Origin of the sequence: Paenibacillus xylanexedens, from assembly GCF_007676705.1 — a bacterium.
GTDB lineage: Bacteria > Bacillota > Bacilli > Paenibacillales > Paenibacillaceae > Paenibacillus > Paenibacillus xylanexedens_C.
Window position 1 is genome coordinate 43,032 of record NZ_VEBF01000005.1, and the last position, 15,050, is coordinate 58,081.

13 protein-coding genes are annotated in these 15,050 nt (G+C 44.9%); 1 reads left to right on the plus strand and 12 read right to left on the minus strand.

What is annotated here, in order from left to right; genetic code table 11:
* Nucleotides 1-97: 97 nt before the first annotated feature.
* The 7 genes from FS628_RS23065 to FS628_RS23095 all read right to left on the minus strand — a co-directional run bounded on the left by FS628_RS23065 (nt 98) and on the right by FS628_RS23095 (nt 10,670).
* The gene (locus tag FS628_RS23065) at nt 98-2,347 is read right to left on the minus strand and encodes a GH32 C-terminal domain-containing protein (RefSeq protein WP_440131308.1); all 2,250 of its coding nucleotides are present in this window, start codon (nt 2,345-2,347) and stop codon (nt 98-100) included.
* A 29-nt stretch (nt 2,348-2,376) separates the two neighbouring features.
* Nucleotides 2,377-3,900, minus strand: a complete 1,524-nt coding sequence (locus FS628_RS23070) for a glycoside hydrolase family 32 protein (protein ID WP_260871170.1) — start codon at nt 3,898-3,900, stop codon at nt 2,377-2,379.
* A gap of 166 nt (nt 3,901-4,066) precedes the next feature.
* A complete protein-coding gene (locus FS628_RS23075; protein ID WP_145325331.1) occupies nt 4,067-5,683 on the minus strand; it encodes an ABC transporter substrate-binding protein in 1,617 nt (538 codons plus the stop codon).
* Between the two features lie 114 nt (nt 5,684-5,797).
* Entirely contained in the window at nt 5,798-6,694 is an 897-nt protein-coding gene (locus tag FS628_RS23080; RefSeq protein ID WP_145325332.1) for a carbohydrate ABC transporter permease, read from the minus strand.
* A gap of 12 nt (nt 6,695-6,706) precedes the next feature.
* Nucleotides 6,707-7,657 carry an ABC transporter permease gene (locus tag FS628_RS23085; RefSeq protein WP_145325333.1) on the minus strand — a complete coding sequence of 317 codons (951 nt, stop codon included), beginning with the start codon at nt 7,655-7,657 and terminating at the stop codon, nt 6,707-6,709.
* Between the two features lie 180 nt (nt 7,658-7,837).
* The gene (locus FS628_RS23090; RefSeq protein ID WP_145325334.1) at nt 7,838-8,806 is read right to left on the minus strand and encodes a LacI family DNA-binding transcriptional regulator; all 969 of its coding nucleotides are present in this window, start codon (nt 8,804-8,806) and stop codon (nt 7,838-7,840) included.
* 928 nt (nt 8,807-9,734) lie between these two features.
* Nucleotides 9,735-10,670, minus strand: coding sequence for a copper amine oxidase N-terminal domain-containing protein (locus FS628_RS23095; protein ID WP_145325335.1), 936 nt, complete (start codon nt 10,668-10,670; stop codon nt 9,735-9,737).
* Nucleotides 10,671-10,817: 147 nt separating this feature from the next.
* On the opposite strand from FS628_RS23095, the gene FS628_RS23100 reads away from it, so the two are divergent.
* Complete coding sequence (locus FS628_RS23100; RefSeq protein WP_145325336.1) at nt 10,818-12,188, plus strand: TolB family protein; 1,371 nt, start codon at nt 10,818-10,820, stop codon at nt 12,186-12,188.
* Nucleotides 12,189-13,190: 1,002 nt separating this feature from the next.
* On the opposite strand, the gene FS628_RS23110 is transcribed toward FS628_RS23100, so the two are convergent.
* The 5 genes from FS628_RS23110 to FS628_RS23130 all read right to left on the minus strand — a co-directional run bounded on the left by FS628_RS23110 (nt 13,191) and on the right by FS628_RS23130 (nt 15,035).
* Nucleotides 13,191-13,520 carry a metal-sensitive transcriptional regulator gene (locus FS628_RS23110; RefSeq protein ID WP_047843212.1) on the minus strand — a complete coding sequence of 110 codons (330 nt, stop codon included), beginning with the start codon at nt 13,518-13,520 and terminating at the stop codon, nt 13,191-13,193.
* Between the two features lie 77 nt (nt 13,521-13,597).
* Entirely contained in the window at nt 13,598-13,831 is a 234-nt protein-coding gene (locus FS628_RS23115; RefSeq protein WP_145325337.1) for a ferredoxin, read from the minus strand.
* Nucleotides 13,832-13,923: 92 nt separating this feature from the next.
* Entirely contained in the window at nt 13,924-14,163 is a 240-nt protein-coding gene (locus tag FS628_RS23120; protein WP_145325338.1) for a glutaredoxin family protein, read from the minus strand.
* A 33-nt stretch (nt 14,164-14,196) separates the two neighbouring features.
* Complete coding sequence (locus FS628_RS23125; RefSeq protein ID WP_145325339.1) at nt 14,197-14,400, minus strand: heavy-metal-associated domain-containing protein; 204 nt, start codon at nt 14,398-14,400, stop codon at nt 14,197-14,199.
* A 5-nt stretch (nt 14,401-14,405) separates the two neighbouring features.
* Nucleotides 14,406-15,035, minus strand: coding sequence for a nitrite reductase (locus FS628_RS23130; RefSeq protein ID WP_186327934.1), 630 nt, complete (start codon nt 15,033-15,035; stop codon nt 14,406-14,408).
* Nucleotides 15,036-15,050: the final 15 nt, after the last annotated feature.

Sequence of the window (15,050 nt, forward strand, 5' to 3'; positions counted from 1 at the left end):
GCGTGAATGAAGCGTTTCCATCCCGAGGGGTGCTAAGTGGCTTAAGTGTTAGTTACATTACCCATATGGTATAGTAAGGAGCGCCTAGGCGCTCACGTTACCATATGGATTGCATATCCCATATTTCCATGGACTTAACCAGCGGTTCCCCATCGCCCCAGATCTCAAGTCCCAGAGCATCCTTACGGCTCGGATACACCCGGGTCGTCAGACTTTTCAATCCGTTGGCATATGCTTCGACCATGGAGCGGTCCAAATAGATGTGCAGCTTCAGATTCTCCCCCAGCAGCTCCAGTTGACCTCCCTGAACCCCGTTACACCTTTCTCCCGGATGCAGCGTCGTTTTCGTCCGATCAACCAAGAGCTTAGCTTCATTTAGATCATAAAATAGCAGCGTTTCTTCTTCTCCATCCGGGGTACACCGGACTTTGATTCCGAGTTGGCTGGCACTGCCCGGCTCCAGTTCCACTTGAATCTCAAGCATGTCGCCTTGAACTTCCTGAAGCAGTTCATTAGCCTCAGCCAATGATTTGTCCCGGAGCGCTAGCCGTTTGGCACCACGCAAGGATTGAAGCTCTTGAATCGGCTCGATTCCCAGCCGTCCGTCATCCCGCAAATACACGCTGAGAGGCAAGCCTCCGTTATGAGCCCAGCCCGATTGATATTCAAGCTCAGACGTCCGGTCGCCTTGGGCTATTGTAAATATGATCTTTCTGCCGGTCTTCGGGTCCACCATGCCGCTCGGGCCGGTAAAATGGAAATCACCGACATCAATCAGTTCCGGCTCCTCTTGATCTGGAATAAACGAAAGATTTTGTTTATCGAGCTGCCCAATCCAGTAGAATACCTCGACATCCGCTCCTTGTCCCACAGGGCTGACCAGTAAAAGATGCTTGTTCACTCCCTGTTTATCGCTGCCAAGTGGAAGAAGCACGGGCAGCTCCCAGATCGGTCCAAGATAAGGGAACTTCTGAATCTCCGCTTTAAATAATGGCCCTTTGTACGTCCAATTCAGCATATCCTGGGACGAAAATGCCAGCGCTGCTCCACCTTCGCCTTCGATCCCGGACCCGACCAAGGCAAACCAACCTTCATCATCCTTCCACACGAATGGATCCCGGAAATCTCCGAATACGCCCATGCCCTTCTTCTGTACAATCAACGGCTCCGGATGTTTGACCCATTGAACCAGATCCGGATCTCCATCTCTGGAATAGGTGCTTCGGGCAAGCGCCACGCTCTGATTCGGCGAAGCACTGTCATTTCCCGCCGTAAAGAACAAGACAGGCAGGCCTTCTGCATCATAGGTCGCGCTTCCCGACCAAATCCCGTCCGGTGCGAGTTGATCTTTTTCGGGTGCTAGGGCCACGGGAAGATCCCGCCAATGTACCAGGTCCTTGCTTACCCAATGTCCCCAGTGGATTTGATGAAAGAAAGGTCCGAGCGGGTTGTGCTGATAAAATAAATGATATTGTCCGTCAAAATAGATCGGCGCGTGGGGTTCATTCATCCAATGGGCCGGCGGGCTGACATGATATTGTGGTCTGTGCCGATCCTGCAGCAGAGGCGTCCGATCCAGGTTGATCTCATCATACGTTAATTGCGGATGGCTTCCTCCATGGGCGGTGTCCAGCACATGCCGATAGGAAGCGGCCACCTCGTCCGCGCTCAGAGGCCGATTATAAATCTTGAGCTCATCGATGATACCGCTAAACATGTGCAGGCTGAATACTCCCGCCAGCAGGCTGCCGTGATTATTTTTGCCGATGAGCAGATCCTCGTCCACAGCCTCGGCCAAGCGGGAACCACGAGGCAAGACGGCCGAAGCGATTTCGCTGCCATTCAAATACAGCTTCATTTCCCCTTGGTCCCCATCGAACACGGCACTCACGTAAGACCATTCATTCTTAGACAGTTCATGGCCGTCCGACGACCAAACTTCCTTCCAGCTCCCCCCTTCCAGACCGACTTGGAAGGACCAGGTGCCGTGACGAAACATGCCAAGCAGATAACCCTGCTTGCGATCCATGTTGTAGCGATTCACAATGGCGGATAACTTGCCTTCATCTCCCCATTCATAGGAGCGGGGCGCTACCCATACTCCGATACTTAGCGCTGACCGATATTCCGGCTCGCGGTTCGAATCTCCCTCTTTTTTGAATGTATGAGCAATGCTAGTCGAGTAACCGTCGAACAGGAGGCCGCTTCCCAAAACTCCCTGTCTCCACTGCGGATCGCACGGTTCGGTAAACTCCGTTTGATTAAATACGTACTGAATATCATCCCGATCTAGAGAGACGTTCTCCATCGTGCTGGCTCCGGTTCCTTCATCGAAGGCCCAAGACATAATCAAACCCTGATTGTCGGGTATTTCGTTCACGATTCATCCCTCCTGGATGTCTTTGTTGTGTTGTTATTAGAAATATGGATGGACTGAAGTGTATGGACATACAGCGAATTCAGTACAACTTGCCCTGATTCCGTACTTATTGAAATATGATCCATCGGGGCATCCGGAAAAATTTGATCCGTCAGCACAACCAGGCCTTCATTCGCATACACTTCAACCGAATTGCGATCCAGCCAGATATGTAGCTTAATTTTCCCGTTTTCCGGAACCAGCCTGACTCCATGCTGACATGCAAACGAAGGATGGAAGTCCGTTATGCCCGATTTGGATCGGTCAATGAATAGCCATTGGCGCCCAGGGTCATATCCTATGATGGTTTCACTCTGCTCGGACGATTGCATTTGGATACGAACCCCTCCCGCAGATCTAATATCGATATCCGCTTCGATCTCCAGGAGATCATCCTTTGTCTTTAGCCTAAACGGCACCTCCGGAGTAACCGTGGTATCAGACCAGCTTATCGATTCTTTTCGAAGCTGCTCTATTTCCTGGACAGGCATTTGGGTTAACACGATACCCTCATCCCGATTGGTTAAGGACAAGAAACGAGGCAGCGTCATGGCACCTCTCCAGTCTCCCGTAGGCGTCTCGTTGGCATATTTCCAGTTGCTCATCCAGCCAATGATCACGCGACGTCCGTCTAGTTCATGCATATCCGACCAGGTGACCCCTGCATAGTTGTCCCGACCGTGGTCCAGCCACATGATATGATCGGCAGGGTTGTCGTTGATGAAGGTATTTCCGTCAAACTCTCCAATAAAATATTGCGTGCGTGATCCTTCCGGACAGGAGGGGTTATCCCCAATGCTAATGACAAGTACCCATTTGGAACGCCCACTGTTATCGACTGACAATTCAAAGAGATCCGGGCATTCCCAAACGCCATCATGCGAGCCTTCCTCATGACCGAACTCCCCTGTTAGTGACCATTCACGCAAGTTTTTCGATCCATAAAACCGAACATGATCTCCCGCGACAATCGTCATGACCCACCGCTCACTTTGCGAATGCCAGAACACCTTCGGATCCCGGAAGTCTGCCAGAGCAGGTTCGGCAAGCACCGGATTCCCCTTATATTTGTGCCAGGTCCTTCCATTATCACTGCTGTAAGCCAAGCTTTGCCGCTGGCGCGGCTGTTCGGTCTCTGGACATGTATCCGCATGGGTAAAGATTGCAATCAATCCATGAGCACCTTCGAAAAATCCACTACTGTTGTTAAAGTCAACCACACAGCATCCGGAAAAAATAGCTCCATGTTCGTCCGGGAATAGAGCGATAGGTTCATGCTGCCAATGAATCAGATCTCGACTTACGGCATGGCCCCAGTGCATTGGCCCCCATGTATTGCTATAGGGATGATGTTGATAAAAAAGATGATATTCTCCCTCGTAATAGACTAATCCGTTCGGATCGTTCATCCAATGAGATGGAGGCGAAAAATGAAATCCCGGTCTAGATCCATCATCCACATGCTGTTTATTTAACTGCATTATCTTATTAATTTCATCTGTTGTCGGCATAGACTGAAGAGCCCCTTTCCGTATTGTTAATAACGCACCGCCAGCATTGGCAAAGTCAGCAACTTATAAGTCTATCAATACTCCCTCGTCGGCTATTACATCAAGCACAGATTCTCCCCACCCAACGTTTGATTATTTATTTGTTTAAATTTGCGTTATAACGATCCAGCCCATTTTGATAGATCTCCATCAATTCGTTCAATCCCATCTTCTCCAGGTTCTTCAAATAGCTGTCCCACTGTTCATTCACGTCGCCATCAACAATGAATTTTCCTCGTTGGGTATTTACATATTTAATCAATTCGGGCTCAATTCTATTGATTTTGTCCAGTTCCTCCGGCTCAAAGAAGATACTCGGATAGTTTTCCTCTTCCATATAGGGATCGTAATATTTCTCCAAATCTTTAACTCGCTGTTGGGCTCTAGGCTCCAAATCAACTACTTTCCCCAAGTCTTCGATGGTAATAACGCCAGGTCCGCCTGCCCCTGGAGCCACCTTTTGACGGAATTCGCCTGCGGAAGTTCCTTCAGGAAGCGGCAGGTTTACCAACTTCCCATTCTCGTCCTTCTTAAATACGATATCCAGCGGACCCCAGTGGATTTGAGCAGCCATGTACGGTTCATACTGCTGATCGATCCAACGCATTGTGATTTCCGGATTCTGGTTCTCTTTTGTAATCACGAAAGCGCCGCGTCCTGGACCGCCACCATTACCGCGACCGATCAATTGATCCCCGTTCGGTCCTTTGAGCGGAGACAGTAAAGCATAAACCTTGCTTCGCTCCGATCCGACAACCTCATCGGCTTCCCACCAGATGTAGGAGCCAAGCGTTTCGATTGTCGTTTTCCCTTTGGCCAGATACTGAGCGGCATCCTGGGTGAACGATTCAGGGTCAATCAGGCCCTGCTTATACCATTTTTCATGAAAATAGTTCAATGCTTCCTTATATTCAGGTTGCGTAGCGGTAAAGATCACTTTTCCGTCGCGCACGACCCGATGTTCCATATTATCCGGAAGTCCGAAAGCTCCGAATATGCCAGCAATATCCATACACCACTGCATGTGCATAAAGCTTAACGGAATTTCATCGGCTTTGCCGTTACCATTTGGATCCTGTGTCTTAAAGGCAACCAATGCTTCCGTGTATTCATCCAATGTTTGCGGCATTTTCATGCCCAGTTTGTCGAGCCATTTTTTATTGATGACGTGAAAGAAGGGGTTCGTTCCAAGATTGTTCTCTTCCCAAGAAGGCAGTCCGTAAATATGCCCATCCGGTGCCGTGATCGAGGATTTGATGTCAGGTCTGCGTTCTAAAAGCGCTTTCAGATTAGGCGCATATTGATCGATTAAATCCTCCAGCGGAAGGATCGTTCCGTCTGTGCCGTAATTAACCAGCTCGTAATCCGAGAATCCGGCTCCATAAAAAGCGTCAGGTAAATCTCCGCTGGCCAGCAGCAAATTTTTCTTCTCGGTAAAGTCGGTATCCGGGATGTTCTCCCACTCGATCTTAACGTTGGTTTGCTCTTCCAGCTGCTTGAAAATTTCCATTTGCGAGTACTCCGGTGCCAAAGCAGCTTTCGGGGACACCATCCTTAACGATACTGGTTCATTCACAATTGGAAGACCCGTTTTGTTAAAACTCGCAGCCTGATCGGAATTTTCCGACTGGTTCTTGGAGTCTCCTGAACATCCACTCAGCGCAAAAGCTCCGGCCATCATAAGAATTCCCGCTCTTTTGAATACAGATTTCATCGTACATAACCTCCCTTTAGATCATTGCACAAGCTAGATACCTTTCTTTGACCTACCTCTGTATTGATGTATCGAAACTGCTGCACATCCCCCCTTTCAAGTACCATGACAATATCATCCCTTGATCGAGCCGATCATTACGCCTTTGACAAAGTATTTCTGCAGAAAAGGATACAAAATCAGCAGCGGCAGACTGGATACCATGATGACACCGTATTTGATCAGTTCCGTTACGCGCATCTTCGCCGCATAGGATTCCACATCTACCATCATGCCGGAGTTTACCTGATTCTGGACGAGAATATTGCGAAGCACCAGTTGTAGCGGATATTTATTTTCGTCGTTTAAATAGATCAAAGCGTCAAAGAAACCATTCCAGAACCCGACGACATGATACAGCACCATGACGGCTAATATTGACTTGGATAAAGGCAATACAATACTCCAAAAGAATCTGGTATTTGAACAACCGTCGATTGAAGCGGCTTCCCACATTTCATCGGGGATGGAGGACTGAAAAAAAGTCCTTACAATAATGACATTCATGATGCCGCCAGCACCGGGGATCACAAGTGCCCAAATCGTATTTAGCATATGAAGATCCTTGATTAACAAATACGTAGGGATCAACCCGCCGCTAAAAAACATGGTGATTAGTAAAAACCACATGATGGCGGATCTTCCAACCAGATTCTTACGAGCTAACGGATAAGCTGCAAATACGGTAACACCTACTCCGATCAAGGTTCCTAAACCCGCGTACAACAAAGAGTTGGCATATCCGATCCATATGGAAGAGTCACTGAATATTCGTTCATAGCCATCGAGCGTGAAGCCCTTTGGAAATAGCCATACTTCCCCCGAATAAATCAGATTGGGATCACTGAATGAAGCAATCAGTACAAAATACAGCGGAAATAAAACAATCAGCATAACTACGGTCAAAGAAAAATAGTTGATAGCGTCAAACCATGCGTCCCCTCTGGTTTTTCTCTTCAAAAATTGGTTCAAAGTGAATCCCTCCTACCACAAACTGGTTTCCGTTAATTTTTTGGCGATCCGATTGACGATGACAATCAGGATGATATTGATGACAGAGTTAAACAGTCCGACCGCGGTAGAAAAGCTGTACTGCGCCTTCTGAATCCCCAATTCATATACATAGGTTGGAATAATATTCGAGGTGGCATAGTTCAGATCGCTTTGCATAAGAAATGCTTTCTCGAAACCAATGCTCATGACGTTCCCGAGTGCGAGAATTAGCAGGATAACGATGGTCGGCAAGATGGACGGAATGTCAACGTACCATACACGCTTCCATTTACTTGCTCCATCCACAATCGCGGCTTCATGCAGTTCGGGATTAACCCCGGCAAGGGCAGCCAGGTAAATAATCGTGGCAAAACCAGTCTCTTGCCATATCCCTGACAAAATGTACAAAGGACGAAACCATCCCTCGTCAGCCATGAATAGAATGGGTTCTCCACCGAACCAGGTAATAATGTGGTTCACGATCCCGCTGTTTGGCGATAAAAAAACATGGAGCATACCGACGAGGACAACAGTAGAAATAAAGTGCGGTGCATAAATGACCGTCTGGATAAATTTCTTGTATCGCTTGCCCAACATCTGATTCAGCATGATTGCGATAATAATTGGGGCAGGGAAGCTGAACACAAGCGATAGAAAACTAAGTGTTACCGTGTTTTCTATGATCGCCCAAAAGTTATAAGAATTGAAAAAATCAACAAAATGCCGGAACCCCACCCATTCACTGCCCCAAATTCCCTGGCTCGGTGAAAAATCCTTAAATGCAATTTGTACTCCGTACATCGGATAGTACTTGAACAGGAGGTAAACCAGAATGATCGGTAGAAGGAACAGATACAGTTCATAGTCGCGTTTGACTCGACTCCAAGTTTTGCGATTTTCTTTGATCAGGGGTGGATCTCCCCCGAAATCTCTTGAATTCATCCTCATACTCCCTTTCTTCATAGAATGTATTTTGTTTTTGAAACGTTTCCAAAAAAAATGAAACGTTTCCAATTTAGTATAAGAAAAACGTCATCCGGTAATTCCACCGGTGAAACAGCCGTAACAGCTGATGTTTTTCTAGTAATAATTAAAAGGTATATTATTTTTTTCGAGGAATAATCAAGTCGTTTCGCCTTGTCTAAATATGACCGGAAGACGATAAACTTCACTGTCCAATGTTTCGCCATCGATCTTTTTGTAGAGCAGTCTGATCGTCGTACGAGCCATCTCCTCTACAGGTTGTCTGATCGTTGACAATATCGGATGGAAATAAGTATGATCCTGAATGCCGTCATATCCGATGACTTTTACATCCTCCGGAACGCGAATGCCCTGCCTGCCTGCCCTTTCAATATATTTGGCGGCGAACATATCGGTAATGGCAAAAATGCCGTCCACATCCCGATGATCTTTTAGAAACTCGCCAAAATAGGCATCATCATCTACAACCGGGTCTGGCTTTTCGTATATAACATAGTCGACTCCCATTGCTTTGGCTTCATGAATAAAACCTTCTCTCCGATTCATAGTTTCGCTGAAAACGGATGTGACACTTCCCAGAAAAGCCGGTTTTTGGGCTCCCGCTTTGACAAGTTCCCTTAACGCCAGACGTCCACCTTCATAATTGTCCGAAGTAACGCATGTGATTTTCTTGTTGAAGTGCCTGTCGATACTGACAATCGGAATGTCATTGCTTACGAAATTTTCGATATCGTTGTACGTAATGCCGACAATACCTGCCACTTTATTTTGCTGAAGCATATCCAGATAATACATTTCCTTTTCAGGTTTGCCGCCGCTGTTGCACAGCATAAGCTTAAAACCTTCCCTGTCCAACTCATCTTCGATGTAATAAGCCAGTTCAGAAAAAAAGGGATGCCAGATACTTGGGAGCAATAGGGCTACCATCTTGGACTTCCGCATTTTGAAATTTCGTGCAATCTCATTAGGGATATAATTCAACTCTTGTATAGCCTTCTCAACTTTTCTGCGTGTTGAGGGTTTAACAGAGCCTGAATTGTTAATGACTCGGGACACAGTCCCCACAGCTACACCAGCTAAGGTGGCTACATCTTTAATACTTGACATTTAACCCCCCACTTAATCTCTTTTATGAAAATCATCATATCATCGAATTGGAAACGTTTCAATATAAATTTTGAACCGCTTTCTTCTGTTTAGGTTACCTACTGAATGGGGATTGGTTACGGTTACATTTAGGTAATTATCTAATTGGCTATAGATGCAAGTTCTTGTCAGTTCAAGTTCTAAGCTATGGACAAGAAGCTGCATCGTTTAAACAAAAACCAGCTAATGATTGTCAAGCATTTCAGGTTGGATGAGTTTTCTTTTCATGTTTGCCTCCGTTTAGCTATTTTTATCATGTCCTTGGCAAGTATAAGACGGAGTTGGTACTATGTAAACGTTATACAACAATGTTGGAGCAACGTTTCATTACAAGGGTAGCATCCTTCTCTTTATGAAAATTTTTTACGAACGGAAATACAAAATCGCAGTACCCTGCCGATATAATTTCTTTCAAACAACTGTTGCAGGTCGCGTGATAAGGAGTTTGTGTAACAACAACCTAAAAATGACTCGTGCTTCACTACCATTGTGTGTTTTTTAAACTAAACGTGCGTTTCTTACCATTACCTCCTTGCAGGCTTGTTTATACCCAGACGAGGTCTCTACTCGATCATGAGCTAATCTGGCTTAATGCTCAGGGCGTTCAATCAAATGCCATTTTTTCGGCAATCGGTACAAGTTCTTGTCCCGCGACACTTCTCCATCATGAGAACTCCCACCTGTAACACAGTTTTCATTCAAGTTAGTTAAACAAAAAACAGCCGATCACGTTGATCGGCTGCCTCCTTGTTTTTGAACTATTGTCTCACATTAGTATATTTACATTTATTGCAAATATATCTTGATAATCATTTCCTTCAAGAGTTTCGGTAATCGTCTTGCCCATAGCAACCAAGCCCTCTTTAAGTCGAATTTTAATCATCCAATATTATTCTTCTTCATAAACAACGACGGTTTTACTTTCTTCTTCCCATTGCACGGTTGCATCCAATGCCTCACTTATGAAACGTACGGGTACATAAGTACTGCCTTTTGTAATAGTGGCTGGCGCATCCAAAGAGACGTTTTTGCCATTAACTGTTGCAGTCTTACTGTCAACCACAAGTTTAATGCTCACCCCATCCTTCGTGACAATGATGGAGCGTTCTTCGGGATTCCATGCCACTTCGGCTTTCAAAGACTCAGCTATGGCGCGAAAAGGAACAAACGTGTTGCCCTTTTTGACAAAAGGTTCGGAGTCAGAAGCTTCCCCGTTCACATACAGCTTCACCCCATTCTTTTTACCCGCCTTTTCATTGAGTTTTCCCATTGTTTTGTACAGGTCCAGGTTTTTAAAATTGGCTTTAATGGCCTCTTCCTGCAAATACACCGCGTCAGTCACACTACCGTTTTTTTCGAGCATTTCTGCTGCAGTTTCCAACGCCTTGTCCTTTTCAATGATGGCTTCAAGTTCTTTGATTTGTTCGTCCGTCAGCTCAGTCGCATATTTTGTAATCAAAATATCGGCTAGTACAGCACCTGCCGGTTTATCTTCCACATGTTGAATAGCATTTAGCAAACCTTTGTATCCTTTGGAGCCTTTTTTCTTGGATTCGGTTGGTTCGGTTGTATTGTTGGTTGTATTCTCTGTCTCCGATGTTGAGGGATCCTTAACTTTGTCTTCTTCAGTGCTGACCGTGTCAGCAGACTCGACTTCCTCGGTCTGTTTCTCCTCAATTTGAGTTTCTTTGTCTTTTGGTGCTTTTGACGATACCTCTTTACCTGATTGTCCGGGTGGAGTGTTTCCCGGTTTGGCTGAGGTTGTGCCTGCGGCGGTGGCAAGCATTAGCGCCAGACTGGTTAGCAAGATGACTGTTTTTTTCATTGACGATTCCTCCTGAAGTAAAAAAATATATGCTCCTTCATTATCGGCAGAATAAATACTTTCTGATAGGAATTTTACGAATAATTCGCCTATCTCCTTTTCTTGAATACAATGTAGTGAAATCAAACCTGAAGGGCGGCATCAAATATGAATTTTGCTTATCGTGAAGCGATTCTTTTTACTTCAAATGTTGGGGGTGGTTCGTACGACATTTGGCTTTATCAACCTTTAACAGGTCAGACCATTAAACTAACCCAGGATCTTGGTGAGGCATTTACAATTCCATATTGGTCGCCAGATGTCCGGAACATCGCCTTTATCGGCAAGAAAAATATCGTGTATGTATTTAATCTAAACAGCAGGGCATGGGCACAAATTGATCAGATTGACCCTTATACTTTACTGAGCTGGTCGCCGGATAGTCTATACTTGAGTTATGTAAAAAACGGACGAATTGTGATCTACAATATCTACTCCCATGCCAGCGGTTCAATCGTTCAACAAGGAGCCACCGATGTCCAGTGGTTTCCTTCAGGAGAGGCTCTCCTGTTTGCAGCTCCGGATGAAGCAGGCAATACCCAACTATATAAAATCAACCGAGATGGCATGAACAAACATCAATTAACTCAAAATACGGAGGGTCCTCTCCACAATGTCAGAATATCACCTAACGGAGAGTTTGCCCTATATACATCCCCGGGAGCCAGCATTTCGTTGATCACGACGGTGAACCTGACAACAGGAGCGAGCTACCAACTTAATGGTGGCCCTCAGGCGAAAAACTATTTCCCCGAATGGTCCCCGGACTCTTCACTCATCGCATACAGTGCCACCGACTTCGTGGATAATCAATATGTTTCTTTAATCCAGACCGACAGCCGAGTTGGAGGGCAACAAAAAACATGGGCGGTCTCCACCTGCTTCTCTACCCCTTTAAGTTGGTCGCCGGATGGGAACCGAATCGCTTACTTATCAGGATGCAATAATCAAGAACAAGCAACCGAAATTTGGATTATTGATATAAGAAACCCTAATAATCCGATCAAAATTGTTGAAGCAAGGTGGATTACAGCTCTTAGATGGTCACCACGAGTGCATGATGTTCATCCGAATGGATTATATTTCAATCAGGTATACAAGGTATCTTTCTATTATCCGCGAAGCTGGCACAAAGTTACCGAAGAACGATTCGAAGGAGCGGACGGATTTTTTCAGATATCCGCGATCTCTTCTGAGGAAGGAATTCACGAGGTATGCAGAGCGGAAGCTTTTCATATGTTGAAACCCTACGGGGCAAACCCCCGAATTTTCCCTGCTGTTATTCAAGCACAAGAAGCCTGTTTCATATTTCCTTCGGAAGACCAACCCGTGGAAATGAGAAATCAGGCGGCACTTATTGTAAAATATCCTGCTCCCGTTGTGATTCAGGGAAATACGTATTCATATTTCATTTTATGGGCTGATCAAAATCACTTGATTTCACTGGGAAAGACACTTACTTTTAACTATCAAAGTTAATACGTTGAATAAGTCTCCATAAATTATTTTTGTTTGGGATATTTGTGTTTGAGAAATAGGTCTTTTGTTTTGAGGACTCAATGGAGTTGATTCAGGAGCTGTAACAAAATAAAGATTTGTTTCTACTATCCCCTCCGGTTGATTGCTTCTTTGCCACGTTGCTTCTAATCGAACCCTTATATACGGAGGATTACCTTTCCCTGGTTCAATAACGAAATTGTTAAAAAAGGGCGGGACAGTGTACTTTTCAATTCCGTTTTCTGTCTTCTCTCGCATCCACAGGGATTACTCCGCTCAACATCCCACTTCCATCAAACACACCTACCCTGCTTGGGATCGTGGGACTCAACATTGTTAATCCAGGACCGCTCATCCGTACTCAGTTTAATGGGACCTATCGATTCTCAGTGGCCAGTTTATCTTCGTTGCCCTCTACTATTCGACTGGAAATCTTCAGGGGGGCCACTAATACAGGCCAACCTATTTATGTCGTTTCCCAGCCTTTATTCACTTCCACCAACACTATAATCGCAAGTTTCGAAGGTTCTGATTACAATGTGCCTCCCCCTGGAAATGGTCAACTTATTTATTCTGCGTACGCTACATTCACCTATAATCCAAGCTTCAGTGTTAACAACGTTCGCCTGGGACCCGAAAGTTTCAATGCTACAGTGTGTTCCGATGATTAATAGCTATGAGTTAATTGAGGATCAACTTTTCTCTTTTGCTTGATTTAGGCCAACTGTAATCTTCTTCTGCCCGAACAATCTTGATTCTCCTGTTTGGCTTGTCAATTGATGTGACGGTACAAGTTCTTGTCCTTGGATCGGTACACGAACTTGTACCGATAAAACAAAAAAGCCGCTAAAATAGCGACTCCAACGGGAACATGTTCTTGTTCCCGACATTTTTTTCATCACTAGCCATAATAAATAACGTTGATGTAAGCCTGGATGGGCCATTTGCCTGAATAAAACAAGAGGGTATCTCCCTGATTCTAACTTATTTAATTAACTTATTTACAGTGATCATCAGTTCATCCAAAACTTTGTGATCGCCTTCTGAAATGCGTTCAATGACACAGCTTTTCATATGATGTTCCAAAAGCTGCTTTCCTACTCCATTCAACGCGGATTGAATGGAGGCAATTTGGTGCAACACGTCATCACAATACGTATCCTTCTCAATCATTCCTTTTACTCCACGCACTTGCCCTTCAATCCGATTCAACCGGCTAATTAATTTTCGCTTCGTACTCTCCGAATGATGGCTTTTCCGCTCGTTTGAAGATGTATGGTCACATGAGGCGGCCTCAAGTATCGTATCATCCAAGTAGATCAACTCCTTTATTACACATTACCATCCCCCCCTACCCTATGTAAAGGGAGCAAGAAGTATCATGGTACGTGCTAAGAGAACGGCTTGTCATCAACCAAGATCGAATCGGTTGGGCAACCATCTACTGCATCTTGTAAGTCTTCCAGCCAACCCGGACCTATTAGTGACATACCGCGGTTGTCGTCTCCTTCAAAAATCACATGTGCCAAACCCTCATCATCATAACCAAAAATCTCAGGCGCTACTGCTCCACATGCACCACAAGCGATGCAAGTATCTTTATCTACACAAGTATATTTAGACATATTATACCCTCCCCTCCTACTACGATATATCAGTCAACGGTCTATTTCTATTAAGAATAACCCCGGTCGAATGTTGACCGGGGTCATAAGAGTTACTTCACTAACTCACTGATTTCAGTGAGATTTTCGGCAAAGCCTACAAAGACCTTATCTCCAATGACAATGGTTGGAACAACCTGCTTGCCAGTCAACTTCCAGACTTCCTCAGCGTACTTGACATCTTCTTCACAATTGTAATCCGTATAGGGAAGCTCACGCTCTTTAAAGTAACGTTTAGCATAATTGCAATCGCTACAGGTTGGGATTGAATAAATCTGAATGGATTCCGTCATGCCCAATTACTCTCCCTTGTATTTCAATATATATTACGCTCCGACGTTATATCCTTTTCTACGGATCGCTTCTTCAATTTCAGCGATTTGAACTTTAGATTCGTCAAATCGAACTTCTACTGTTCCCTGTTCAAAATTAACGTGACCTTCAGCGCCAAGAGCGCTAATTGCACCTTCAATTTTAGATACACAAGAACGGCAAGACATACCTTGAATTTTTACAGTTGCTTCTTTCAATATTTTCACCCCCTTTCAAGCGTCATAGCCTTCAAGTTCTCCAGTGTCATTCGATTTATGAATTTGCTGAACTTTTCTTTGGCTTTCGCATGCACCTTATAATAATCAATAATTGCGGTAACGAAGGGAACAAGCTGATCCTCCGTTAGTCCGGAACTTAGCAGCATGGCGAAGGAGGTTTTAAGCCCCTTCGACTCGCCACCAACATAAACATCGAACTTATCGCGCATCTTTACGACCCCAATATCCTTAATCAACGGTTCACTAGTCCCTAAGGCGCATCCTGCATATCCAATCTTGAGTGGTGCAGGCGTATCGATACCGGAAATGGCTTGATTTAAATTTTTGGCTGTTTCCATGCCTGCTTCTTCTGCACCTCTACAAAAATTACAAGCGATCAGACTTTTGGTTACAAATCCTGCAGGGTTTATTTCAAGACCGTGATCTTCAAGTTTATTTTTGATCTGATCTCGTTGTTCAATCGATACTTCTGCGTAGAGTTGCTTAAAGGGTGTCATTTCCACTTTTGAATCTGGACCAATAATCTCGCCAATTTTAACTAGTTGCTCCGGAGTGAATAAGCTTCCACCAAGTTGGATTGCTGGACTAATCGCTATTTTAATTTTATCTCCCATGCTCATACCTCTCTA